Here is a 23,863-nt window from a genome sequence, read left to right as displayed (position 1 = left end):
CAGGTCCGCGAAGATCGACTCCGCCCCTCTCGTTCCGCGGTCCGTAATGGTCTCGCTCGCCATGACACCTCCGATGTGTTGATTACAAGGAGTGTGGAGAGGTGATGAGGCAAAGTCAACGATCCGTCGAGGCCGTACCCGTGCCCACCGGCATTAGGTCCGGCTTGTTCTTTACGTGCGGCACGAGCACGGACAGTGAGGTCGATGCAGGGGGTCTCATTTGACGCGGTGCCGTGCAGGAGATGAAGGTTTTGTGGCCCTTCAGCATCGCCCTGTGGGGGGGAGATGCCAAACCGACTCAAGCTGCGTTGGCTGAAGACCGTCGCGGTGAGCGTTGAGAAGTATGAACGCTTGACGGGTCAGGTTGAGTTCCCCCTGCTTCGATGGAGCGGTGGTTACCTGCTGCCAGCTGGCGCAGGGGTGACGATATCCGGCTCGGCTGGGTGTGTTGGCGGGTGTGCCAGGCGGTTTCATGCTCGTCAGGGCTGCGGTCGCCCAGTTCCTTCTGGATGCGGCGGGTGTTGTACCAGCCGTCGATGTAGGCGAAGATCGCGTTTTCGGCCCCGTCGCGGGTCTGAGCAATCCCGGGGCCCTAATATCGGCGGCCATGGGCATCCGGGTGAACTACGTGCTCGTTCGGGACGGACGGTGCGAGCGGTACGCAAGGCGGTGGCGCCGGCCACGGACTCGATTATCACTTCGCGGTCGGGCCTGACATCACGCTTCGCTGGCTCGCCCAGCTCGACGACTACCGGGACGACTTCTGGTTCCACGACCTGGTCTGCGAAGGCGGGTGCTCGTCGACGTCGACGCCCGCCACCTGCTGCTCTTCACGGAGCTGGGGCAGTTCTACCTCCATGAGCGGTACGCCTACCGCGCGGGGCTGCTCGACGCGTACCGGCGCACCTGGAGCGGGTGGACGGTGAACTGGGCGTACGACGGGATCGCCGACCTGGCGGCGTACCTCGGGGAAGCCCGCGACCAGGTGCGCAGCGACTCCACGTGGTGGCACGGCCTGTACCCCGACGGCGGCGACCGGCCGAACGGCCCGGTGGAATACCTGGTCAGCGTTGCCGACGCTGACGGGTGCCGGGCGTACGCCCTGCCCTTCGAGTCCTGCCCGGCGTGGCTGCTCGGTCCGCGCCTGCTGGACCGGCTCGACCCGCGCGACCTCGTCACAGGGTGCTCGACACTTCCGACGGCGGGGCTGCACCTCGACCTGGCGCGGCGTCGGGCCGGGCTGTGGACCATCCGACCACTGGCCGGCTTGGCCGAGAAGTGGTCCGAGCTGTGGCCAGGCTGGGAATTGGAGCTGTGAAGAAGCGATTGCTGATCTTGAAAGCATCCGTGAGGCGGTCGGTGTCGGCACATGGATAGTGATCGGCCATTCGTGGGGTTGTGATCTGGGTGTACGCTACGCGGTCGAACATCCAGAGGCGGTGGCCGCGGTGGTCGGCATCGCTGGCAGGGGTCCCCAGCGTGACCGCACATGGTCCGAGGCGTACGAAGCCGGTAAGGCCGCAGAGCCGGTTGCCAACATCGACTGGGTGCCCGAAGTGCATGCGGCTCTCAGCGGTTCATTCACCGATTGGATTCATCAACCCAATCTATGGCGCGGACTGGCCGACTGCGGCGTGCCAATGCATTTCATCGCAGCCGGCGACGACATCCGCCCGTCGTGGCCACTAGCGCAACTTGCCGCGCTGGTCCCGCGCGGGAGGTTCTCCACCGTCCCTGGCGTACCGCATGACTTCTGGTTCACCCACCCCGAGGTGTGGACCAAAACCGTCACGAACGCCTGCACCGCTTCGTGACCTCAAACGTAGACATGCGCGCATCTCGGCAGTTCGAGATGCCCGCTCGACTCAGACGCCAACTACCCGCGGTGATCGCTCTTGATCGCTCAACAGGAACGGATGGCGGCCCGATGAGTGCGTCTGATCTTGACAGTCGGCGTGTGCTGAACAGCGGCGGCGAACTGCGATGCAAGTGAACCCGCCGCTGCACCTCATACGGTCGCCTGTGCGGTTGGCTGCGCGGTTGCGGTCAGTAGGTCGGCGGCCGGGCGTCGTGGGCGCAGGCTGCCGGCAAGACACAGCAGTACGCCGAGCGTTAGCCACGTCGCGAGGACGATGACCGAATGGGTGGCGCCGTGGCCGTCGAAGAAGGCGGTGGACCGCAGCAGCCGGCCGCCCGCGCCGGGCGGCAGCAGTTGGCCGAGTGTGCCGGACCAGCCGGGCAGCATTTCGGGCGCGGTCGCGGTGCCCGACAAGGGATTGCCGATGAGCATCATGGTGGCCGCGCCCAGGCCGAGCCCGGCGTATCCGAGCAGGGACTCCAGCCCGAGGATAGTCAGGGAGGTGGCCGCGACGGTCAGGGCGACCGCTCCGGTGTTCGCCCAGTAGGAGCCGGTCAGGGAGCCGAACCAGAACTGCAGGATGGCCGCTACGGCCAGGCCGCCGGTGACGGCGAAGGCGAGCGCTCCGATGACCCGGCGGGTGGTGCCAAGGACGAGTCTCGCCAGCAGAAGTGCGGCGAGCAGACCGCCCATGACCAAGGGCAGGGCCCCGGCGGCCAAGCCGGCGCCACGCGGATCGTCGGCTGGCAGCGGGACGAGGTCGCGGACGGCGGACGGCGTGCTGGCGCCCTGGGACTGCGCCTGGTTGAGCGCGGTGGCGATGCTGTTGAGAGTCTGGGCGACGGCTGGGCTGCTGGCGGTGGCGAGGATGACCTGTGGTGCGCCGGAGCTTACGTCGATCGCCCCGTACGCTTCGCGGTCGCGGATCAACTGTTCGGCCGCGGCGGTATCGGCGACTTCGGTGATCTCGAAGGCGTCGGGAAGGCGCTCGTCGAGGGCGGCACTGATCTGTCTGAGCGCGGGTGCCGGCCCGGCGACGGCGATGGGCACGTCGTGCACCGACGAGCGTACCGAGGGCCAGGCGAAGGCGGTCAGGAGCACGCTGACGGCCACTGTGAGCAGGGCGACGGCCCTGGCCACCGCCGACCAGGGCGACGGCGATGCATCGGTTGCGGGCTGGACCTGAACGGCCATGTCATCTCCTCCGGATCGGACGGTGTTCATCGCAGGGTGAGCGGGAGTAGTGGGCTCTCAGCGCGCGGGACGGCAACACGTCGCTGCACACTGTCGGCATGCGGCTGGTGGCGTCCGAAGCCTGGGAGCGGTTCATCGCAGCGCGGGTGCTGCGCCTGGCCGCGATCGGCGTCGGGTCACCACTGCGCGATGAGCGGCGGGTCCGGTTCGTGCTGCCGCCAGGCTTCGGCGAGGCGGGCGAGGCGGGTGGGGGCGGCGATACCGCGCACGGTTGCGATCTTGCCGTTGGTGATGTCGAACGCCACGGCGCCGACGACCTGGTCGCCGAGCACGAAGAGGATGGCGGGGGCGCCGTTGACGAGCGCGTAGTGGATGGCGGGCGTGCCGCCGACAAGTCGCCGTTTCGCGGGTGTGGGTTTGAAGCCGGCCCGTACCACGGCGGCGATGCGATACGGAGTGTCGTACCGCAGCAGCGTCTCGGTCAGGCCGCCGCCAGCGCCGTCGGAGATCGCGGTCGCGTCGTCGGTGAGCAGCGCCACCAGCCGTTCGGTGCGGCCCGAGGAGGCAGCGGCGAGGAATTCCTCGACGATCCTGCGGGCGGATGCCGGGTCGACTTCGCCGCCGCGGCGGCCCGCGGCGGTGATGCGGCGCCGGGCCCGGTGGAGGTGCTGCTGGCTTGCCGACTCGGTGATGTCGAGGATCTCGGCGATCTCGGCGTGGCTGTAGGAGAACGCTTCGCGCAGGACGTAGACGGCCCTCTCGAGGGGTGACAGGCGCTCCATGAGAGTCAGCACGGCCAGGGAGACCGATTCGCGCTGCTCGAAAGTGTCGGCCGGGCCGAGCATCGGGTCGCCGTCGAGGAGCGGTTCGGGCAGCCAGGCGCCGACGGTGCGTTCGCGGCGGGCTTGTGCCGAGCGGAGCCGGTCGAGGCACAAGTTGGTGACGACCTTGGTCAGCCATGCTTCCGGCACCTTGATCCGCTGCCGGTCGACGGCCTGCCAGCGCAGGAACGCATCCTGCACGGCATCTTCGGCGTCGGCGGCGGAGCCCAGCAGCCGGTACGCCAGCGAGGTCAGCGGGAACCGGCTGGCCTCGAACCGGCTGGTGTCGAAGCGATCAGTGGCGGTGCTGTCCACGCGGATCACCCTAGGCGGCTACGCGGCCGCCTTCTTGACGGACGCATCCGGCGCGACGGTCAGGCGGTACTTGTGCGTGGGCAGGCCGAAGGTCGGGTGCGAGGTGGCCCACAGCGACATCTTGAGGATGCCAGCCTTGATCCGCGCGGCCTTTCGGCCGCCCACGTACTTCGGCTTTGCTTGCGCTTCGTCGTCGACCAGCTGCAGGATCCCGTCCTGCCGCCCGAGGCTGATGTGGTTGCCCGGGTAGGCCAGCTTGGTGTGCGCGATCTTGCGCCCGGTCAGGCGTCCCACGATCGCCTCGATGGCCTGCTTGCTGGTGTAGCCGGCCGAGGCGCAGGACATCGGCAGCGGGCGGCCGTTGTCGCCGATGGCGTAGGCGCTGTCGCCGGCGGCGTAGACGTTCGGGTGCGAGACCGACCGCATGGTGCGATCGACGACGATCTGACCGTTTTCGGTGACGTCCAGCCCGCTGGCGGCGGCGATGGGGTTGACCGCGAACCCGGCCGTCCACACGGTTGCGTCGGACGCCAGGGCGGTGCCGTCGGCGCACAGCACCCGCCTCGCTTCGACGGCTTCGACCTCGGTGTGCTCCAGGACGGTGACGCCCAGCCGGTCGCAGGCCTGGCGCAGGTGGCTGCGGGCTCCGGCGGAGAGCCGGGCGCCCAACTCGCCGCGGGCGATCAGCGTCACCGACAGGCCAGGCCGGGATTCGGCGATCTCGGTGGCGGTCTCGATGCCGGTCAACCCGTCGCCGACGACCAGTACCCTCCCGCCTCCGCGCCGCCTGCCCTGGCTGTCCAGGCGCTCGCGCAGGCGAAGCGCCGAGGGCCGGGCGGCGATGTCGAAGGCGTGCTCGGCCACGCCGGGGACGCCGCGGTCGTCGCCGTGGCTGCCGAGGGCGTAGAGAAGCGTGTCGTAGCCGAGTTCGCCGCCGCCGTCGGTGTCGGCCACGGTGACGACCTGCTGCTCGGGGTCGATGGCGGTGACACGGGCCAGGCGCAGCCGTATTCCCGTGCCCGCGAAGACGTCGGCGAGCTTCGGAGCCTTGATCTCCTGGCCGGCCGCGAGCTGGTGCAGCCGCAGCCGCTGGACGAAGTCCGGCTCGGCGTTGACCACGGTGATCTCGGTGTCCGTCGGGGACAGCCGGCGGGCCAGGTTCCCGGCCACGAAGGCCCCGGCATAGCCGGCGCCGAGGATGACGATGCGGTGCTTCATGTGTTGCTCCTGTCGGTTCGCTTGCTCTCGTGAGTTGAGCGGAACGGCGCCCCGATTGCTGACAGGAACTGCGTATGGCATGGGTCACAGCGGCCGCAGCGATGCTACGCGTCGGCATCACACCCGAACCTGGCCGTGCTGAAGAATGGCCGCGCCAATGTGGTCCACTTCACCACCCTCACCGCACTCTGCGAAGCCCTCGACTGCCAGCCCGGCGACCTGCTGCGCTGGGGCTGGGAGACCGCGGACTCCGCGGGCGCGTGAGGGCCACGGCCACCGAGACCTGCGACGCGGGCGCCGGGCGCTGCGGTGAGCCGATTCTGCGTACAAGTTCAAACGCACTGCTTTCGGCAAGTCCGGGCGTTCTCAGATCCGTCAGCCGGCTACCGACAGTAACGGTAGATCGGCGGCAGATGAAGTTGTCCTACCGCTCGGCGAGTTTGATCGCTTTGGGGTCGTGGCGATCCCGGCGAAGCCACGACGGCGGCCGGGTGCCGGCCATCCGCCGACCGAAAGCAGTCCCACCCCCGCTGACGCCAGCACGGCGAACCCGGCCGTGGCCACGACCGCCACAGCGAGCGGCGCAAGGGCACGGCTATGGGCACAGCCGGCCGCCGATGCGCCGGGTCAGTTCGGCGGTCGTTCGGGCGACCTGCCGGGCCAACTCGCGCTGCCCGTCGACGTCCACGTCGGCGGCAGGGTAGGTCACGGCCACGGCCGCGACCGGGTGGCCGGTGTGGTCGTGTACGGCTGCGGCGACCGAGGAAACCTCGGGTGTGACCAGCCCCTCCTCGATGGCGTAGGTGCGTTGCCGGACTCGGATCAGCTCGGCGCGCAGCTGGGCCAGACTGGTGACGCCGACGCCGTGCCGCTGCACGAACGCGTCCCGGCCCGGGAAGAGGGCGCGCACCTGGGCGTGCGGCAGGGCGGCGAGCATGGCCAGGCCGCTCGCGGTCAGCGCCGCCGGCAGCCGTACCCCGACATCGGTGACCAGCGGGGGGCGGCCAGGCGCGCGCTCCTCGATCACGTAGAACACCTCGCGGCCGTGCAGCACGGCCAGATGGGCGTTGTGCGAGCTGGTCTCGACCAGGCGGGTCAGCAGCGGCCGGGCGACGCGCTGCAGCGGGGCCTGACGGGAGTACGCCGAGCCGAGGGCGAACGCTTCGACCCCCAGGCCGTACCGCCGCTCCTCCGCCAGGTGCATCACGAATCCCTCGTGCCGCAGCACCGCCAGCAGGTGGTAGACGGTGGACCGCGGCAGCTCGAGGTCGCGCGCGATCGACGCGGCGGGGAGGGGTTCGGCGTGCCGGGCCAGCAGCTTGAGCAGGCTGATGGCGTGGGCCGCGGCGGGGACGTTCGCCATGCCCCCAGTGTCTCAGATCCGAGACAGAACCTGGCTGCCGGTCGTATCCGGCAGGCTCGGTCGTCGGTTCGAATAGAGGGCATGAGAACAGCCCAACCCCGTCGGGCCGCTGCCGTCGTCACGGTCGGCACCGGCCCGCTGAGCTTCGACGACGTCGTGGCGGTCGCCCGCCACGACGCCCCCGTCGAGATCTCCGCCGATGCGCTGTCCGAGATCCGCAGGAGCCGCGAGATCGTCGAGGCGCTCGCCGACGACGCTGAGCCCCACTACGGCGTGTCCACCGGGTTCGGGGCGCTGGCGACCCGGCACATCCCGGTCGAGCTGCGCGCCCAGCTCCAGTCCAGCCTCGTCCGCAGCCACGCCGCCGGGTCGGGGCCGGAGGTGGAGCGGGAGGTCGTCCGGGCCCTGATGCTGCTGCGCCTGTCGACGTTGGCGACCGGCCGTACGGGAGTCCGCGCCGAAACCGCGCTCACGTACGCGCGGCTGCTGAACGCCCGGATACACCCGGTCGTGCACGAGTTCGGCAGCCTCGGCTGCTCCGGCGACCTCGCGCCGCTGGCGCACTGCGCGCTGGCGCTGATGGGTGAGGGCCCGGTGCGCGACGCCGCCGGTGAGCTGCGCGACGCCGGGGACGCCCTACGCGAGGCAGGCATCGAGCCGGTCTCCTTGGCTGAGAAGGAGGGCCTCGCGCTGATCAACGGCACCGACGGCATGCTGGGCATGCTGGTGCTGGCGATCAGTGACCTGCGCCACCTGCTCAAGGTCGCCGACCTGACCGCCGCGATGAGCGTGGAGGGGCTGCTCGGCACCGACGCCGTGTTCACCCCCGAGCTGCAGGCCCTGCGTCCCCACCCGGGCCAGGCCGCCTCCGCGGCCAACATCCGCGCCGTGCTCGCTGGCAGCCCGATCGTGGCCAGTCACCGCAGCCCGGACTGCACCCGCGTCCAGGACGCCTACTCGCTGCGCTGCGCGCCGCAGGTGGCCGGGGGCGCCCGGGACACCGTGGACCACGCGGTGCTGGTCGCCTCCCGGGAGCTGGCCGCCGCGGTGGACAATCCGGTAGTCACCCGCGACGGGCGGGTCTCCTCGAACGGTAACTTCCACGGCGCCCCGCTGGCGTACGTGCTCGATTTCCTCGCGGTCGTCACTGCGGACGTCGCCTCGATGGCCGAGCGCCGCACCGACCGGTTCCTCGACGTGGCCCGCAGCCACGGGTTGAACGCCTTCCTCGCCGAGGACCCGGGCGTCGACTCGGGCTACATGATCGCGCAGTACACCCAGGCCGCGCTCGTCTCGGAGCTCAAGCGGCTCGCCGTACCCGCCAGCGTCGACTCGATCCCGAGTTCGGCGATGCAGGAGGACCACGTCTCGATGGGCTGGTCCGGCGCCCGTAAGCTGCGCCGCGCCGTCGACGCGCTGACCCGCGTGCTCGCCATCGAGCTACTCACGGCCGCGCGCGGCATCCAGTTGCGGGCGCCGCTGCGCCCCTCCCCCGCCACCAGCGCGGTGATCGACGCCCTGCGCGAGGTGGCCCCCGGTCCTGGGCGCGACCGCTTCCTCTCGCCGGAGATCGACGTCGCCGTGCGGTTCGTGGCCAGCGGGGCCGCGCTTCGCGCCGTCGAGTCGGTCACCGGACCGTTCAACTGACCCCCGGGCAAGCAAGGAGACACGCCATGGAAGGCGCACGTCCCGTCCGTGCCGCGCGCGGCACGACTCTGACCGCCAAGTCGTGGGCCACCGAGGCCCCGCTACGAATGCTGATGAACAACCTGGACCCGGAGGTCGCCGAGCGCCCCGACGACCTCGTGGTGTACGGCGGCACCGGCCGCGCGGCCCGCGACTGGAAGTCCTTCGACGCGATGGTCCGCACCCTGACCACGCTGGAGCGGGACGAGACGATGCTGGTGCAGTCGGGTCGCCCGGTGGGCGTGCTGCGGACGCACGAGTGGGCCCCGCGGGTGCTCCTGGCCAACTCCAACCTTGTCGGCGACTGGGCCACCTGGCCTGAGTTCCGGCGGCTGGAGCGGCTCGGCCTGACAATGTACGGCCAGATGACGGCCGGCTCGTGGATCTACATCGGCACGCAGGGGATCGTGCAGGGCACGTACGAGACGTTCGCGGCCGTAGCGGAGAAGCGCTTCAACGGCACCCTGGCCGGCACGCTCACGCTCACCGGGGGCTGCGGCGGCATGGGCGGGGCGCAACCGCTCGCGGTGACCCTGAACGACGGGGTCTGCCTGATCGTCGACGTGAACAAGGCCCGCCTCGACCGCCGGGTGCAGCACCGCTACCTGGACGAGATCGCCACCGACCTGGACGACGCGATCGAGCGGGTGCTGCGCGCCAAGGGCGAGCGCCGCGCACTCTCCGTCGGGCTGGTCGGCAACTGCGCCGAGGTCTTTCCCGAACTGCTGCGTCGTGGTGTCCCGATCGACATCGTCACCGACCAGACCAGCGCCCACGACCCGCTGTCGTACCTGCCCGAGGGCGTCTCGGTCGAGGACTGGCACGACTACGCGGAGGGGAAGCCCGAGGAGTTCACCGCCCGGGCCCGCGCATCGATGGCCCGGCACGTCCAGGCGATGGTGGAGTTCCAGGATGCCGGCGCCGAGGTCTTCGACTACGGCAACTCCATCCGGGACGAGGCACGGCTCGGCGGGTACGAGCGGGCGTTTGAGTTCCCCGGGTTCGTCCCCGCGTACATCCGGCCGCTGTTCTGCGAGGGCAAGGGCCCGTTCCGCTGGGCGGCCCTGTCGGGCGACCCGAAGGACATCCACGCCACCGACCGCGCCGTGTTGGAGCTGTTCCCGGACAACGACCGCCTGCAGAAGTGGCTACGCGGGGCGCAGGAGAAGATCGCGTTCCAGGGCCTCCCGGCGCGCATCTGCTGGCTGGGCTACGGCGAGCGGGACAAAGCCGGCCTGCGGTTCAACGAGATGGTCGCCTCGGGCGAACTCAAGGCGCCGATCGTCATCGGGCGGGACCACCTGGACGCCGGCTCGGTCGCCTCGCCGTATCGGGAGACCGAGGCCATGCTCGACGGGTCGGACGCCATCGCCGACTGGCCGCTGCTGAACGCGCTGATCAACACCGCATCCGGGGCGTCCTGGGTATCGATCCACCACGGCGGGGGTGTCGGCATCGGCCGGTCGATCCACGCCGGCCAGGTGTCGGTCGCGGACGGGACCGCCCTGGCGGCCGAGAAGGTGGCACGGGTGCTGACCAACGATCCCGGCATGGGCGTGATCCGCCACGTCGACGCGGGCTACGAGCGCGCCGAGCAGGTCGCCGCCGAGCGGGGCGTGCGGATCCCGATGCGGGAGAGCTGAGCCGCTGCGATGAGCTCCGCCAGCACGTGGGCGGCGATCGAGCCGATCGGGCGCGATCGCCGCACCCGGGCCTCGACCTCATCACCGACCGGATGGGCAACCAGTGGTCTTCTCTTCACTCGGGTCTCCCCCGAGTCTCGCCGGACATGTGAGCGGCACCCCACGTGCCGGATCCCGAAGACCGGACCGGGCGGGTGGACGGTGAGCGAGCGCCCTGGCCCAGGACGGCAACGGCGTCCGGGGCGGTAACTCCGGACGCCGTTGCCGTCGGAAAACTCACCACTCGCGCAAATGCCTCCTATCACTTGCGCTTGCGGATCTCCTCGGCGGCCTGTGGAACGACTGTGAACAGGTCGCCGACGACGCCGAAGTCGGCGAGTTCGAAGATCGGCGCTTCGGCGTCCTTGTTCACCGCGACGATGGTCTTCGAGGTCTGCATGCCGGCCCGGTGCTGGATCGCACCGGAGATGCCCAACGCGACGTACAGCTGTGGGGAGACGGTCTTGCCGGTCTGGCCGATCTGGAACTGGTGGGGGTAGAACCCGGAGTCCACGGCGGCGCGGGACGCGCCGACGGCGCCGCCGAGCAGGTCGGCCAGCTCCTCGAGAAGTTTGAAGTTGTCGGCGTTGCCGACCCCGCGGCCGCCGGAGACGACGACCGAGGCTTCGGTGAGCTCCGGGCGGGAGCCCTTCTGCTCGGCGACCCGGTCGACGACCCGGGCCAGCTTGTCCGCCTCACCAACCTGCACGGTGAGCTGCTCGACGGCCGGTGTGGCCGCCGCCGGGGTCGGGGTGAGCGAGTTCGGGCGGACGGTGACCAGCGGCAGGCCGCGGGTGACCTTGGACTTCACGATGGTCGAGCCGGCGAACGCCACCTGGGTCGCGGTGCCGTCCGCGTCGAGGGCGACCACGTCGGTCAGGATGCCGTTGTCCAGCTTGACGGCCAGCCGGGCGGCGATCTCCTTGCCCTCCTGCGACGAGGCGAGCAGCACGGCGGCCGGCTGCACCCGCCGCACCAGGTCGGCGAGCACGGTGGCCTTCGGGGCCACCAGGTAGCCGTCGATGTCGGCGCTCTCGGCGGCGTAGACCTTCTCCGCGCCGTACTCGCCCAGCCTGCCGGTCAGCGCGTCGGCGGCGCCGGGACCGCCGAGCACCACCGCGGCGGGCGTGCCCAGCTCGCGGGCGAGGGTGAGCATCTCCAGGGTGACCTTCTTGACGCCGAACTCCCGGGTGGCGTCGACGACGACGAGAACCTCAGCCATGTCCAGACCCCTCACACGAACTTCTCGGTGGCGAGGAACTCGACCAGCTGCACGCCGCCGGAGCCCTCATCGGTGACCTTGGTGCCGCCGGAGCGCGGCGGCCGCTTGCTGTGCTCCAGCACGGCGCTGGTCGCGCCGTCGAAGCCGACCTCCGTCGGGGCGATGCCCAGATCGGCCAGCGACAGCGTCTGGACCGGCTTCTTCTTCGCGGCCATGATGCCCTTGAACGACGGGTACCGCGGCTCGTTGATGGTGTCCCACACCGAGACCACCGCCGGGGTCGAGGCGGTGACGACCTCGTAGCCCTCCTCCGTCTGCCGCTCCACCGTCAGGGTCGCCCCGTCGACGGTCAGCTTCCGCGCCCCGGTCAACGCCGCGACGCCGAGCCGCTCCGCGAGCATGTGCGGCATCACCTGCACCCGACCGTCGGTGGACTCCGAACCACACAGCACCAGTTCCGCATTGAGCCGACCGAGGGCGGCGGCGAGCACCTTCGACGTGGCCACCGCGCAGGAGCCGTGCAGGGCGTCGTCCACCACGTGCACCGCCTTGTCCGGACCCATGGACAGCGCCTTACGGATCGACTCGGTCGCCTTGTCCGGACCCATGGTCAGGACGGTGACCTCACCCCCGTGCGCCTCCTTGATCTTCAACGCCTCCTCGATGGCGTACTCGTCCATCTCGTTGATCACGTTGTTCGCCGAACCGCGGTCGACGGTGTTGTCGTCAGCACGCAGGTTGCGGTCCGCGCCCGAATCAGGCACCTGCTTGACGAGTACGACGATATTCATCGCGTTTCGACATCCTCTCTACGTTGTTCGCCACGCCGGGCCGCGAGGCGACACACGGCTCAGTTGAATGAGCTTTCTTCGGCCCTGACACCCGATGGATCAAGCCAGCGCCGGACGGTAGATGTCTGCCCCGCGAACTGCTGAAACACGGTCCAGGGCTCGGACGATGTCCTCGACCCGCTCCTTGGCGTCGCCGAAGAGCATCTGGCTGTTGTCGCGGAAGAACAACGGGTTCTGCACGCCGGCGTAGCCTGTGGCCATCGACCGCTTGAAGACGATCACGTCGTGGGCGTTCCAGACCTTCAAGACCGGCATGCCGGCGATCGGCGAGGACGGGTCCTCCGACGCGGCCGGGTTGACCGTGTCGTTGGCGCCGATGACCAGGACCACGTCGGTGGCGTCGAAGTCGTCGTTGATCTCGTCCATCTCGAGCACGATGTCGTAGGGCACCTTGGCCTCGGCCAGCAGCACGTTCATGTGGCCGGGAAGGCGACCCGCCACGGGGTGGATGCCGAACCTCACGTTGACGCCCCTGGCCCGAAGCTTCGCGGTCAGGTCGGCAACGGGGTACTGCGCCTGCGCCACCGCCATGCCGTAGCCGGGGGTGATGACGACCGAGGACGCGCCGGCCAGCAGCTCGGCGACGGCGTCGGCCTGGATCTCGCGGTGCTCGCCGTAGTCCCTGTCGCCCCCGGGGCCGGCCTCGACGCCGAAGCCACCGGCGATGACGGAGATGAAGGAGCGGTTCATCGCCTTGCACATGATGTAGGACAGGTAGGCACCGGATGAGCCGACCAGCGCACCGGTCACGATCAGCAAGTCGTTGCTGAGTAGGAACCCCGAGGCGGCCGCGGCCCAACCCGAGTAGCTGTTGAGCATCGAGACCACGACCGGCATGTCGCCGCCACCGATGGAGGCGACCAGGTGCCAGCCCAGGGCCAGAGCGAGCACCGTCAGCACGACGAGGACGACATCCTGTCCGGTGCCGCCGGCGTCGATGGCGGCGTAGACGATGGTGAGGATCGTGAAGAGGACCAGCGAACCGACGTTGATGAAGTTCTTGCCCGGCAGCATGAGCGGGGCGGACTTCATCTTCGCCGAGAGCTTCAGGTTGGCGACGATCGAGCCGGTGAAGGTGACCGCGCCGATGAAGATACCGATCGAGACCTCGGCCTCGTGGATGTTGTTGAGGCTGTCCAGAGCGTAGTGCGAGCCCTGAAGGTGGCCGTTCCACCCGATCGCGACGGCGGCAAGGCCGACGAAGCTGTGCAGCAGCGCGATGAGCTCGGGCATTCCGGTCATCTCGACGATCCTGGCCCGCCACAGGCCGATCACGGCACCGACCGTGATCGCGGCCAGCATGAGCGGGATCGAGATCATGCCGCCGTCGAGGTCGGTGGTGACGTCGACGACCAGGGCAACGGTCGCGACGAGCGCCATCGCCATGCCGACGATCCCGTAGGTCAGGCCGTTCTTGGCGGACTCGTGCTTCGACAGGCCCGCCAGCGAGAGGATGAACAACAGCGAGGCAACGATGTACACCGCGCCAGTGGTGGAGATGATGTCCATCGCTCAGACCCCCTTGTTGAACATGCCGAGCATGCGCCGCGTGACCGCGAAGCCACCGAAGATGTTGATCGAGGCAAGCAGGGTCGCGACGGCGGAGAGAATCCGTATGGTGGTGTTCTCCGAGGCGACCTGGATCAGCGCGCCGACCACGACCACGCCGGAGATGGCGTTGGTGACCGACATCAGCGGCGTGTGCAGCGCGTGCGCCACCTTGCCGATGACGTAGTAACCGATCACGATCGAGAGCATCAGCGTCGTGAAGTGCCGCGGGATCGGGTCCGGCGCGGTCGCGTTGACCAGCCAGAGCAGGGCGATGCCGCCCAACACCAGGCCGACCTTCGCACCTGCGGACAGCCGCGCCTTCTCCTCCTTGACCGGAGCAGCAACCGTGGGAGTCGCGGCCGCGGGGGCGGCCGAGACCTGCACGGCCGGCGGCGGCCAGGTGGACTCGCCATCCTTGACGACGGTGATGCCACGCTGGACGACGTCGTCGAAGTTCAACGTCAGGTTGCCGTCCTTCTCCGGGGTCAGCAGCTTGAGCAGGTTGACGACGTTGGTGCCGTACAGCTGCGACGTCTGCGCGGCCAGGCGGCCGGCGAGGTCGGTGTAACCCAGGATCGTCACGCCGTTCTGGGTGACGACCTTCTGATCCGCCACGGTGCCCGCGACGTTTCCCCCGTTGGCCGCGGCCATGTCGACGATCACGGAGCCGTTCTTCATGCCGGCCACAGTCTCGGCGGTGAGCAGGCGCGGTGCCGGGCGTCCGGGTATCAGCGCGGTGGTGATGACGATGTCGGCGGCGCGCGCCTCCTCGTCGTACATCGCGGCAGTCGCGGCCTGCTGCTCCTCGGTCATCTCCTTGGCATAGCCGTCGGAAGACTTCTCCGCCTTGAACACGGACCGGTCCAGCTCAACAAACTGCGCGCCCATCGACTCGACCTGCTCGGCCACCTCGGGACGCACGTCGAACGCGCGCACGACCGCACCCATCGCCGATGCGGCACCGATCGCGGCCAGGCCCGCGACACCGGCGCCCACCACGAACACCCGGGCCGGAGGGATCTTGCCCGCGGCGGTCACCTGGCCGGTGAACATCCGGCCGAACTCGTGCGCGGCCTCGACCACGGCGCGGTAGCCCGCGACGTTCGCCATCGAGGACAGCACGTCCATCGGCTGCGCGCGCGAGATCCGCGGCACCGCGTCCATCGCGAGCGCGGTCACGCCCTGCGCCTGCAGCTCCTCCAGCAGCTCGGGGCTACGGCCCGGCGCCATCATCGAGATGATCGTGGCGCCCTGCCGGAGCCGGCCGATCTCCTCGTGGGTGGGGGCGTTGACCTTCACGACGACGTCGGCGGCCCACACCTCCTCCGTCGTACCGACCCGGACACCAGCGGCGGTGTACGCGCTGTCGGGCTGGTCGGCGAGGTCGCCGGCGCCCGACTCGACGATCAGGTCGTAGCCGAGGTTGGTCAGTTGGGAAACGGTCTTGGCGGTCGCCGCAACCAGGGCGCCCTGTTTCGACTCGCTCGGGATGCCGATGAGCATCGATACCCTCCTTCTCTCGTTTCCACCGGGTCCACCCTGTCCGGGCAGCCAAGGGAGCGCCGGGCGACGGCGAGCCGCGAGACCCTGCCGTTGCCGACGGACGACCGGTGCGATCCCGGGCCACGGGACGGTCACGGCAGGATGCCGTTGTCCCCCGTACCCCTGTCACGAATAGCGACCACGGACCCGGTGCGCCTGGCACACGCGTTCGATGGCCATGCATGCCTCCTCGACCTGCTTGCCGAAGCCCTGCCCGCGCTGTCGACCCGCCGTCGGCGCCGGGGGGCGATGCCGACGTGGGTCAGCGCCTTGAGGGCGATGGCGCCACGCCTCGGGACGTCGACGCGGCCAAGGGCACGGCCAGGAGGGCGCACTGCCAGGTCAGCCACATCGCGAACGCCCGGGCTTCGTAGCGGTCGACGCCGGCGTCGCGGATGGACGGACCTCTTGCTGGTCGGGAGAGACCGCTAGTAGAGCGCCTTCCCGCCATCGAGACGGATGACCGTGCCATTCAGGTAGGGCGAGCACGTCGCGAGGAAGAGCAGCGTCTCCGCGACATCGTCGGCATCCCCGTTGCGGAACTCGTACCGCGTCCCGACCCGGTAGGTGTCGCCATCGACGAGCGGTTCGCCGCGATAACGACGCAGCGCGTCATTGGTGCCGTCGTCCGAACGGAAGAACTGCGTCGGTGCCACCGCGTTGCACTGCACCGTCGGAGACAACGCGACGGCGAGCTGCTCCATGAGCCGAATCAGGGCCGTCTTGGACAGGCCATGCGGAATGAGGTTCGGCCATGCCTCGTTGGTCGAGTTCCCCACCAGCGCGATGATCCTGCCGTGTCCCTGTGCCTTCATGACCGCGGCCGCGGCTTGGCTGAGGAAGAACGGTCCCCGGATGTTGACCCCGAATGAGGCGTCGAAGTCGTCCTCGGTCACATCTTCGAACTCCTTCGCGCGAAGTGAGCTCGCATTATGGATCAGCACGGAGAGATCGCCGCGCCAGGCCGCCGCTTGGTCCACGAGCCGGCGGGCGTCCGCGGTGTTCGACACGTCCGCCTCCACGGCGATCGCCTCGCCGCCCTCGGAGCGGATGAGCTTGACGGTCTTCTCGGCGAGCTCCGCCTGCTTCCAGTGGTTCACCACCACCGCCGCCCCGGCCGCTCCGAACCTGCGCGCGAACACGCGGCCCGCACGTTCGGCCGCGCCGGTGATGAGAACCGTCCGGCCGACGATAGATGAACTCATGATGTCTCCAGATAGTCAGAATGAGGGGAATGAATTCTGGACTGGTCCCCGCCACGGCGACGGGCCGCAGGCGGAAGCAGAAGTGTCTCGGCGGACGGTAGGTCAGACTTGGCGGATGCCGGCCCGCCACACGGCGCTCGTGAGCGGGACCCCGGGACGGTAGGCAAGGTGGGTGACCGAGGGGGCGTCCAGCACCTGAAAATCCGCCCGCCGGCCAGGACCAATCACCCCGACGGCCGGCTGCGCCGCGCCACGGGGATCGAGCCACCCCTCCTCGTCCATTCCCAACGCGATCGCCCCTCCCAGCGTCGCCGCGCGGACCGCCTCCTGCACGGTGAGACCCATCTGCAGCACGGCGGTGGCGACGGAGAACGCCATGGAGGTGGTGAAGGACGTCCCGGGGTTGCAGTTCGAGGCGATCGCGACGACCGCGCCGGCGTCCAGGAGACGCCGGGCAGGCGCGAGCGGCATCCGAGTGGAGAGGTCGCAGGCCGGAAGAACCGTCGCGACGGTGCCTCGCCTCGCGCCCGCCCAGGAGGAGGCCAGGGCCGCGATGTCGTCGTCGGTCAGGAAGCCGAGGTGGTCCACGCTGAGGGCGCCGTACTCGACAGCGAGCTGCGCCCCTGGCCCGTGCCCGAGCTGGTTGCCGTGCAGGCGACGCGCCATTCCCCGCGCCCTGGCTACGTCGAGGATCCTGCGGGTCGCCGCCTCGTCGAAGGCGCCGACCTCACAGAAGACGTCCACCGCGGTCACGAAGGGAGCGACGGCGTCGAGCATCGGACCAGCGACGAGCGCGACGTACCCGTCCGGGTCGGCGCCCGCGGGCACGACGTGCGCGCCGAGGAACGTCACCGCGTCCGCGTGCCGACCGGCCAGGCGAGCTGCCCGTACCTCGTCGGTCACTGTCAGGCCGTACCCGGTCTTCGTCTCGATCGTCGTCGTCCCGCCCCGGCGCGCCTCCGCTACCAGCCGCTCGATGTTTCCCTCGAGATCCGCGTCGCTCGCCGCCCGCGTGGCCTGGACCGTCACGTTGATACCGCCCGCCGCGTACGGCTCACCGGCCATCCTCGCCTCGAACTCCGCAGTGCGGTCCCCGGCGAAGACCAGGTGGGTGTGGGAATCGACCCAGCCCGGGAGCACAGCTCGTCCGGCCAGGTCCACCCTCCGGTCGGCGGGGGGCGCCGCACGAGATGGCCCGACCCACGCGATCCGGTCTCCTTCGACGACCAGCGCCGCATCGGGGATCCGCCCGCCGTTGGCCTCGTCGTTCGTGGTCAACTCTGAGATGCCGTCGATGACGACGGCTTCCTGTGGCTCGTTCACGTCCTGGTGCCTCTGGCTGTCCCACATGTCTGCAGGCCCCTCATCCCCGAAGCTGGCCCTTGCGCGGATCACGCAGCCGGGAGAACTGCGCCGTCGAATAGCTGCGCCCGCTGGTTGGGGCGAGGAACGGTTCGGCGGTGTGGTCGCGGCCGTCCAGCTCTGTCTCGACGACATGGCGAAGTAACTCACCCACGATCGGCGCCGTCTTGAACTGTGTACCTGAGGTCGCCATCGCGACGAACAGCCCGTCGAAGCACGTCCGGTCGTAGATCGGCAGCCAGTCCTCCGCCGCGTCGTACAGCCCGACGACGCCGGTTCGAGCACGCGGGATGCCCAGTGCCGGGATGCGCCGAGCCAGCCGCAGCGTCGTGCGTTCCCAGACGTCCGCCGTCACCAGCGGGTCGAACTCGTCGGGGTCCTCGATGACTGTCTGCTCCTCGACGAGATCACCGTTACTGCCACCGAGGAACGCGTTGCCCAGCTCTGGACGAAAGTTGATGTTGAGGTCGCCGTCCACGAGGTGTACCCCTTGAAGCGCGAGGTCCAGCCCAGCAGGCGCCGGCACGTGGACCAGTTCCTCCCGGATCCGCCGGGTTCGGACCCGGAAGTCGGAGGTTCCGCCGATTGCACCGACGAGTGAGTCGGTGTGCGGTCCGGCAGCGACGAGAACCGCCTCCGCTCGCACCCTGCTCCCATCGGCCAGGGTCGCTCCCACGGCGCGGGCACCCTCGAGATCGATCCGCACGACCGGGGCCGATCGCCGCAAGCGGGCACCTTCTCTCTGGGCCGCGTGCATCAGATTGACTGCCGCGAGGGTCGGGTCGCCGACGTACCCCGACTGCGCGGTGTAGAGAGCGCCCGGCAGCAACTCTGTCGGCTCCGACCAGAACTCCTCGTCGTCCACGGGCCGGGGCGGTCCGAACCGGTGGAAGTCGAAGTACGGGAAGTGGCCACTCATCTCGTCCAGCGACCACTCCTCGAACGAGACCTCGGCGGCCCTCATCGCCGCTGCGGCTCGGTCGACAAACCCGGTCCCGGCGTCAAGGATCAGCGAGCCACACCGCACGAAACGGGCGACTTCCTCGGTGCTGTCGGCACCAAGGAAGTCACGCCAGTTGTTCCACACCGCCAGGGCGTCGGCAGCGAGCGCCGAGCTCTGCGCGTCGCTCGCGTGGACGCGGATGATGCCTGCCGACGACCCGGTCGAACCGTCTCCGACCCCGCTGCTGCGGTCGACCACGAGCACGTCGTGGCCCGCCTTCGCCAGCGCGAAGGCGGCACTGGCGCCGATCACCCCCGCCCCGACGATCAGCACGTCAGCGCGGTTCTCTACCTCGGTACCCATGTTCCCTCACAGTCTGGATCAACGCGGCGCTCAACGATCGTCAACGGCGGAGACTCAGAGACCCCAGCCGGCGTGAGGCTGAAGAGCACCCTTCTGCTTGACGAACGACTCGCGCAGGTCCGCAACCCTGTTCCCGGCGAAGGTCAGCAGGAAGTTGCCCGCCAGGGTGTAGTCCTCCCCGCCCGAGCGGAGGGTGGCCCACCATTCGACGCCCACCCGGTCTCCCTCGATCACCGGCGTCCCGTAGCGGAAGTCGACATCAGAGACGCCAACGAGCGCGGCCTCCCAGAACCCCGCGATAGCGTCGTGACCGACGAACGGCTGCTCCAGGAAGGGACTGTTCCGGTAGCTGGCGTCCTCGGTCATGATGGCCGCCGCCCCCGCCACGTCGCCTTCGCGCCACACCCGCCCGAACTCCTCCAGCCATGCCTTGACGACGTCAGCCGACACGCTCACTTGATCTTCCTCGCTCTCGTTGGGGACGGAACCGCATCGGCCACGGTGCGGCCGGCGTCGCGGCCGGCCGTCCACCCCGGCCCGGCACAACTCTATGCGAGATGCCGCCGCTAGCATAGTATTATGCGGGCGAGAAACGGCCAGCTCCGACACTGCGCATCCCGCACGGACGTCCGTCGCGCCAGAAGGAGGTAGCAACCCGAATGACACCGACTCCCGAACCTGATGCCGACGAGATGCATCGGTTCGACGACCTCTACCAGGTCTCTCGGTCCGAAGCCATCGTCGAGGACGACGAGTTCCTCAAGCACATGTCGGCCGGCTCGGAGCTGCCCGTCCTGCTCGCTGCGCTGGCGGCAGCTCTCGGCGACACGTCGATCCTGCACGCGGACCTCCAACCGCCCCTGACGCCGATGGACACGCAGCCGCACCCGCACGGGGGGATGTCGGAGGATCAGAAGGAGAAGGCTGTCTCCGTCGCCCTCTCTGCGCTGACCGTCCTGCGCGACAAGGGGATCACCACGGTCGACGTGCTGCCGGACGAGACAGTTCGAGAGATCCTCCACTACCTCAGCGGCGGCCGCGAGGAGTGGTACCGGATGCTGACCCATGAGCTCGACCTCGCAGCCGACAAGGGCGGCCGGCCGTCCTGGAAGTTCGGGGATGTCGCGAAGGGGCGACCGTTCCCCACCCTCATCATCGGCGCAGGTGTCGCGGGGATCGCCGCCGCTCACCGGTTCGCCCAGGCGGAAGTGCCGTTCACCCTGATCGAGGCCAACACGTCCGTGGGAGGTACGTGGGCGAAGAACACCTATCCCGGGGTCCGTCTCGACACTCCCACCTTCGGATACTCCTACTCGTTCGCGCAGCGTGGGGATTGGCCGCACCAGTTCGCGCAGGGCGGCGAGATCCTCGACTACCTTCGTGACGTGGCCGAGCGGGCCGAAATCACCGACAGGATCGAGTTCTCGACCAGACTCCTTCGCCTCCGCTGGGACGACGACGGCAGGTTCTGGGAGGCGACCACGCGTGGACCGGACGGCGGCGAGCAGGTCCGCCGGTTCTCGGCGGTGGTCAGCGCGTTGGGCCAGCTCGACAGGCCGAACATCCCGGAGTTCGAGGGCCAGAGCCTGTTCCGCGGAACGACGATGCACTCGCAGGAGTGGGATCACGCAACCGACCTGAGGGGCAAGCGGGTTGCCGTCATCGGCACCGGCGCGAGCGCCTACCAGATCGTGCCCGCCATCGTCGGGGATGTGGATGCCCTCACCGTCTTCCAGCGCAGTGCGCCGTGGATGCTGCCGGCGCCGAACTATCACCACCCGATGACGGACGCGTTCAGCTGGCTCGTGCGGAAGGTTCCGCACTACGCCCAGTGGTACCGCCTCTGGGTGATCCTCACGGGCATCCCCGGACGGACCCACACCGTCACGGCGGAAGCGGACTGGCCGGGTGCGCCGCTCAGCGTCTCGGCCAAGAACCAGGAGCTGCGGGAGTACCTCGTCGCCCGACTCGAGGCCCAGTTCCAGGACGCCCCGGAACTCCTCCAGCACATCGTCCCCACGTACCCGCCCGGTGCGAAGCGCATGCTGCGGGACAACGAGGTGTGGGCCGCCGCGCTGCTCGCCGAGAAGACGACGCTCGTGACCTCCGGGATCGAACGGTTCACCGAGGACGGGATCGTCGACAACGACGGTCTCCTGCACGAGGTGGACGTCATCGTGTACGCGACCGGCTTCAAGCCGTCCGACTATCTCGACGAGGTCGAGGTCCTGGGACGAGACGGTGTGGAGATCCACGAGTTCTGGGACGGTGACGCACGCGCCCACAACGGCGTCATGGTCCCGGGGTTCCCCAACTTCTTCCTGATCTACGGCCCCAACGTGGGTGGCGTTGTCGCGGGCAGCTTGCACTTCATGCTGGAGCGCGCCGTCGAGTACTCACTCAAGGCGATTCACGAGGTTCTTCGCCGGGGGGCGGCCGCGATCGACGTACGCAGGGAGGCGCTCGACCGCTTCGTCGCGTGGGTCGACCAGGGCAACCGGAGGATGGCGTGGGGCCAGCCGTATGTGAGCACCTGGTACCAGAACCGGCACGGACGGGTGTCCCAGATCTGGCCGTACACCAATGTGGAGTACTGGGAGATCACCGAGTCGGTCAGCGAGTCGGACCACGAGTTCCTCGACTAGACCGGCAGATCCCCCGATGACCCCTGGCACTACACGCCCCTCCACAGGAGACACCGACATGTCGGCAATCAAACGAGACCAGATCAACGTCGGCGGGCTTGTGACGAGCTTCCTGTCGGCGGGATCCCCATCCGCACACCCCCTGGTGCTGCTGCATGACGGGGCATGGGGTGGTTCGGCCGAGGCAAGCTGGATCAACGTGGTCCCCACCCTGGCGAAGCGCTACCGGGTGATCGCACCAGACCTCTACGGCTACGGGGCCTCCAGCAAGATGGTGCAGCTCGACGTGGCGCCCTACGAGTTCCGACTCCGCCAGGTAGCGGCGCTGCTCGACGCGCTCGGGCTGGAGGACCGCCCCGCCCACCTCGTCGGCAACTCCTTCGGCGGCGCCATGGCGCTGCGGGCAGCGACCCTGCCCTGGTTCTCGTGGCGGGTCAGCGCGGCCGTGTCGATCTCAGGAACGGGTGGCCCGTACCGCACCAAGGAGGGGCTGGCCGCACTGTCGCACTTCGACGGCACCCACGCGGACATGCTGCGGGTCGTGCGCCTGCTCACCGATCATTTCCCGGCGATCGACGACCACGTCGAGCTTCGGCTACGTGACGCGTGCAACCCAGGTCACTACCGAGCCGTCGCTGCCGCCGGACTCGCCACCCCGTTCGAGGGCGCGCCGAAGCGTCACGACGACTACCCGCGGAGCCTCCGAACGGTCCGGACGCCACTGGCACTGGTGAGCGGACGCCAGGACAACCTCGTCGAGCCGGACTGGGCGCACAGGATCGCCGAGCACGCCCCCAGCTGCAAGGTCTACGAGATCGATGCCAGGCACTCACCCAACATCAGTGACCCCGAGACGACGGCGGCTCTCCTCCTGACGATCCTGGGAGAGCTCGAGGGTGGCGCCGCGACGCAGGACCATACCGCGCCCGGGACGAGCCGGTGACGCGGAAGCCGACGGTCCGCCACGAAGCCAGTCGCGGTCGCGGGGATCTCGGCCGGGGGGCCGGAGCCGCCCCAACGAGCGGGCCACCTGGTGACGGCGGGGTGCCGGCACCGCTGCGCCGGTTCTGCCAGCTTCGGCCGACTCCGTGGGCGACGGGTGCAGGTGTGACCCGCGAAGTGGTGTCGTACCACGAGAGCCGGAGGCTGGCCACCGGTCGGCCGCCCTGGCGACTGAGCATCGCCGATCTGACCGGACCAGGCCCGTTCTCACGCCTGCCGGGGATCACACGCACCTTCGTTCCGATTGACAGCCCCGTCGAGCTGCGGGTGGATGGTGAGACCCACCGCATCGCCGCTGCCACGCCGTTCTCGTTCGCCGGCGACTCCGAGACGACGCTGGTCCGGCTGACGGCGCCGTGCCGTGCCGTCAACCTCATGGTCAAGGCCGACGACCCCGACCCGGCTGAACTCCTGCCCTGCCGGTTCCCAGGGCTGGAGTTCCCGACGGCAGCCGTCGTGATCGCCCTCACCGCCGGCCTCGGGATCAGCAGGTTCGACGTCTGGCGACCGTCGGCCGCCCTCGACGGGCTAGGGGTTCGGCAGTGGCTCGCGGTTCGGTGACCTTGGAGAGACCTCAGTAGGCGTTATCTGAGGCGGCGGGCGCGTTCGACCGGCCAGCGGTTGCTGGCCTGCATCGGGGCGCGCCCGCCTCGTTTGGCGATCTTGGCGTCGAGGCCGTGGCCGGCCGGTGCCGTGCGGCTGGGCTTGTATCGTAGCCGCTGCCCAGGTGGACCGTGACCTGTCCGACGGCGATCGTGGCGTCCGGGCACTGGGCGGACGCGACCCGCTCGTAGCCCGAACCGTGCGCCAAAGCCGCGATGACGTGCGCGAACACGACCCGGTCCGGGGATCCGACGTCGGTGACAGCGCAGCGGGTGACCGGGGTGGGACCCGCCCCGGCCGGGCAGCAGTGCGGTGAACTGAACCCAGCCGGGTTCCAACAGCGAAGGGCAGCGCAGGCACGGGAATCCTTGTCGGTCACGGAGCGTAGAGAACTCACGTGATCGACAAGCCCCGTGCCTGTCTGCTACCCGCGAACG

At 69.4% G+C, this 23,863-nt stretch carries 19 protein-coding genes and 3 pseudogenes; 8 read left to right on the top strand and 14 right to left on the bottom strand.

The window, feature by feature from the left end; translation table 11 throughout:
* Nucleotides 1-298 precede the first annotated feature (298 nt).
* Nucleotides 299-583, bottom strand: a complete 285-nt coding sequence (locus ACGFIZ_RS05135; RefSeq protein WP_393416060.1) for an IS3 family transposase — start codon at nucleotides 581-583, stop codon at nucleotides 299-301.
* Nucleotides 584-1,070: 487 nt separating this feature from the next.
* Between ACGFIZ_RS05135 and ACGFIZ_RS05130 the strand changes: the two are divergent.
* A pseudogene (locus ACGFIZ_RS05130) lies at nucleotides 1,071-1,439 on the top strand (alpha/beta fold hydrolase); the annotation flags it as partial.
* A complete protein-coding gene (locus ACGFIZ_RS05125) occupies nucleotides 1,440-1,814 on the top strand; it encodes an alpha/beta fold hydrolase (RefSeq protein WP_393416070.1) in 375 nt (124 codons plus the stop codon). It abuts the pseudogene before it with no gap.
* Nucleotides 1,815-2,008: 194 nt separating this feature from the next.
* Here ACGFIZ_RS05125 and ACGFIZ_RS05120 read toward each other — a convergent pair whose 3' ends face one another.
* The 3 genes from ACGFIZ_RS05120 to ACGFIZ_RS05110 form a co-directional block, all read right to left on the bottom strand.
* Complete coding sequence (locus ACGFIZ_RS05120) at nucleotides 2,009-3,052, bottom strand: hypothetical protein (protein WP_393415988.1); 1,044 nt, start codon at nucleotides 3,050-3,052, stop codon at nucleotides 2,009-2,011.
* Between the two features lie 176 nt (nucleotides 3,053-3,228).
* Nucleotides 3,229-4,188, bottom strand: a complete 960-nt coding sequence (locus tag ACGFIZ_RS05115; protein ID WP_393415987.1) for a sigma-70 family RNA polymerase sigma factor — start codon at nucleotides 4,186-4,188, stop codon at nucleotides 3,229-3,231.
* Between the two features lie 18 nt (nucleotides 4,189-4,206).
* A complete protein-coding gene (locus ACGFIZ_RS05110; RefSeq protein WP_393415985.1) occupies nucleotides 4,207-5,406 on the bottom strand; it encodes an NAD(P)/FAD-dependent oxidoreductase in 1,200 nt (399 codons plus the stop codon).
* Nucleotides 5,407-5,513: 107 nt separating this feature from the next.
* Here ACGFIZ_RS05110 and ACGFIZ_RS05105 point away from each other — a divergent pair.
* A pseudogene (locus ACGFIZ_RS05105) lies at nucleotides 5,514-5,670 on the top strand (helix-turn-helix domain-containing protein); the annotation flags it as partial.
* 331 nt (nucleotides 5,671-6,001) lie between these two features.
* Here the strand turns inward: ACGFIZ_RS05105 and ACGFIZ_RS05100 are convergent.
* The gene (locus ACGFIZ_RS05100) at nucleotides 6,002-6,769 is read right to left on the bottom strand and encodes an IclR family transcriptional regulator (RefSeq protein WP_393415983.1); all 768 of its coding nucleotides are present in this window, start codon (nucleotides 6,767-6,769) and stop codon (nucleotides 6,002-6,004) included.
* Nucleotides 6,770-6,850: 81 nt separating this feature from the next.
* On the opposite strand from ACGFIZ_RS05100, the gene hutH reads away from it, so the two are divergent.
* Nucleotides 6,851-8,416, top strand: coding sequence for a histidine ammonia-lyase (hutH, locus tag ACGFIZ_RS05095; protein ID WP_393415981.1), 1,566 nt, complete (start codon nucleotides 6,851-6,853; stop codon nucleotides 8,414-8,416).
* 26 nt (nucleotides 8,417-8,442) lie between these two features.
* Nucleotides 8,443-10,098: a urocanate hydratase gene (hutU, locus tag ACGFIZ_RS05090; protein WP_393415979.1), complete on the top strand. Its 1,656-nt coding sequence runs from the start codon at nucleotides 8,443-8,445 to the stop codon at nucleotides 10,096-10,098.
* 301 nt (nucleotides 10,099-10,399) lie between these two features.
* Here hutU and ACGFIZ_RS05085 read toward each other — a convergent pair whose 3' ends face one another.
* From ACGFIZ_RS05085 to ACGFIZ_RS05050, 8 genes are all read right to left on the bottom strand, one after another.
* The gene (locus ACGFIZ_RS05085) at nucleotides 10,400-11,359 is read right to left on the bottom strand and encodes an electron transfer flavoprotein subunit alpha/FixB family protein (protein ID WP_393415977.1); all 960 of its coding nucleotides are present in this window, start codon (nucleotides 11,357-11,359) and stop codon (nucleotides 10,400-10,402) included.
* An 11-nt stretch (nucleotides 11,360-11,370) separates the two neighbouring features.
* Nucleotides 11,371-12,150, bottom strand: coding sequence for an electron transfer flavoprotein subunit beta/FixA family protein (locus ACGFIZ_RS05080; RefSeq protein WP_393415975.1), 780 nt, complete (start codon nucleotides 12,148-12,150; stop codon nucleotides 11,371-11,373).
* A gap of 99 nt (nucleotides 12,151-12,249) precedes the next feature.
* Complete coding sequence (gene pntB, locus ACGFIZ_RS05075) at nucleotides 12,250-13,719, bottom strand: Re/Si-specific NAD(P)(+) transhydrogenase subunit beta (protein WP_393415973.1); 1,470 nt, start codon at nucleotides 13,717-13,719, stop codon at nucleotides 12,250-12,252.
* A gap of 3 nt (nucleotides 13,720-13,722) precedes the next feature.
* Nucleotides 13,723-15,264 (bottom strand): Re/Si-specific NAD(P)(+) transhydrogenase subunit alpha, encoded by a 1,542-nt coding sequence (locus tag ACGFIZ_RS05070; RefSeq protein ID WP_393415971.1) that lies wholly within the window; start codon nucleotides 15,262-15,264, stop codon nucleotides 13,723-13,725.
* 467 nt (nucleotides 15,265-15,731) lie between these two features.
* Nucleotides 15,732-16,508, bottom strand: a complete 777-nt coding sequence (locus tag ACGFIZ_RS05065; RefSeq protein WP_393415969.1) for an SDR family NAD(P)-dependent oxidoreductase — start codon at nucleotides 16,506-16,508, stop codon at nucleotides 15,732-15,734.
* A 102-nt stretch (nucleotides 16,509-16,610) separates the two neighbouring features.
* On the bottom strand, nucleotides 16,611-17,831 hold the full coding sequence (gene hutI, locus ACGFIZ_RS05060) for an imidazolonepropionase (protein ID WP_393415967.1): 1,221 nt from the start codon (nucleotides 17,829-17,831) through the stop codon (nucleotides 16,611-16,613).
* 40 nt (nucleotides 17,832-17,871) lie between these two features.
* Entirely contained in the window at nucleotides 17,872-19,176 is a 1,305-nt protein-coding gene (locus tag ACGFIZ_RS05055; RefSeq protein ID WP_393415965.1) for an NAD(P)/FAD-dependent oxidoreductase, read from the bottom strand.
* A 54-nt stretch (nucleotides 19,177-19,230) separates the two neighbouring features.
* A complete protein-coding gene (locus ACGFIZ_RS05050) occupies nucleotides 19,231-19,632 on the bottom strand; it encodes a nuclear transport factor 2 family protein (protein ID WP_393415963.1) in 402 nt (133 codons plus the stop codon).
* 203 nt (nucleotides 19,633-19,835) lie between these two features.
* On the opposite strand from ACGFIZ_RS05050, the gene ACGFIZ_RS05045 reads away from it, so the two are divergent.
* The 3 genes from ACGFIZ_RS05045 to ACGFIZ_RS05035 are packed head-to-tail and all read left to right on the top strand — an operon-like array spanning nucleotide 19,836 to nucleotide 23,384.
* Nucleotides 19,836-21,821: a flavin-containing monooxygenase gene (locus ACGFIZ_RS05045; protein WP_393415961.1), complete on the top strand. Its 1,986-nt coding sequence runs from the start codon at nucleotides 19,836-19,838 to the stop codon at nucleotides 21,819-21,821.
* Nucleotides 21,822-21,879: 58 nt separating this feature from the next.
* On the top strand, nucleotides 21,880-22,764 hold the full coding sequence (locus ACGFIZ_RS05040; protein WP_393415960.1) for an alpha/beta fold hydrolase: 885 nt from the start codon (nucleotides 21,880-21,882) through the stop codon (nucleotides 22,762-22,764).
* The gene (locus ACGFIZ_RS05035; RefSeq protein ID WP_393415958.1) at nucleotides 22,761-23,384 is read left to right on the top strand and encodes a HutD family protein; all 624 of its coding nucleotides are present in this window, start codon (nucleotides 22,761-22,763) and stop codon (nucleotides 23,382-23,384) included. Before ACGFIZ_RS05040 ends, ACGFIZ_RS05035 begins: the two co-directional genes overlap by 4 nt.
* A 190-nt stretch (nucleotides 23,385-23,574) precedes the next feature.
* Here the strand turns inward: ACGFIZ_RS05035 and ACGFIZ_RS05030 are convergent.
* A pseudogene (locus ACGFIZ_RS05030) lies at nucleotides 23,575-23,792 on the bottom strand (IS5/IS1182 family transposase); the annotation flags it as partial.
* Between the last annotated feature and the right edge of the window lie 71 nt (nucleotides 23,793-23,863).

It is taken from the genome of Micromonospora sp. NPDC048830 (assembly GCF_043198215.1).
Lineage (GTDB): Bacteria > Actinomycetota > Actinomycetes > Mycobacteriales > Micromonosporaceae > Micromonospora.
Note: the sequence above shows the minus strand (reverse complement) of the source record. Positions and strands in the feature narration are given on the sequence as shown.

Coding starts and splice junctions, on each gene's coding strand:
- pntB (WP_393415973.1), bottom strand. CDS start 13,719: ATGGACATCATCTCCACCACTGGCGCGGTGTACATCGTTGCCTCGCTG.
- hutU (WP_393415979.1), top strand. CDS start 8,443: ATGGAAGGCGCACGTCCCGTCCGTGCCGCGCGCGGCACGACTCTGACC.
- ACGFIZ_RS05120 (WP_393415988.1), bottom strand. CDS start 3,052: ATGGCCGTTCAGGTCCAGCCCGCAACCGATGCATCGCCGTCGCCCTGG.
- ACGFIZ_RS05080 (WP_393415975.1), bottom strand. CDS start 12,150: ATGAATATCGTCGTACTCGTCAAGCAGGTGCCTGATTCGGGCGCGGAC.
- ACGFIZ_RS05085 (WP_393415977.1), bottom strand. CDS start 11,359: ATGGCTGAGGTTCTCGTCGTCGTCGACGCCACCCGGGAGTTCGGCGTC.
- ACGFIZ_RS05040 (WP_393415960.1), top strand. CDS start 21,880: ATGTCGGCAATCAAACGAGACCAGATCAACGTCGGCGGGCTTGTGACG.
- ACGFIZ_RS05045 (WP_393415961.1), top strand. CDS start 19,836: ATGACACCGACTCCCGAACCTGATGCCGACGAGATGCATCGGTTCGAC.
- ACGFIZ_RS05100 (WP_393415983.1), bottom strand. CDS start 6,769: ATGGCGAACGTCCCCGCCGCGGCCCACGCCATCAGCCTGCTCAAGCTG.
- ACGFIZ_RS05065 (WP_393415969.1), bottom strand. CDS start 16,508: ATGAGTTCATCTATCGTCGGCCGGACGGTTCTCATCACCGGCGCGGCC.
- ACGFIZ_RS05110 (WP_393415985.1), bottom strand. CDS start 5,406: ATGAAGCACCGCATCGTCATCCTCGGCGCCGGCTATGCCGGGGCCTTC.
- ACGFIZ_RS05070 (WP_393415971.1), bottom strand. CDS start 15,264: ATGCTCATCGGCATCCCGAGCGAGTCGAAACAGGGCGCCCTGGTTGCG.
- hutH (WP_393415981.1), top strand. CDS start 6,851: ATGAGAACAGCCCAACCCCGTCGGGCCGCTGCCGTCGTCACGGTCGGC.
- ACGFIZ_RS05055 (WP_393415965.1), bottom strand. CDS start 19,176: ATGGGTACCGAGGTAGAGAACCGCGCTGACGTGCTGATCGTCGGGGCG.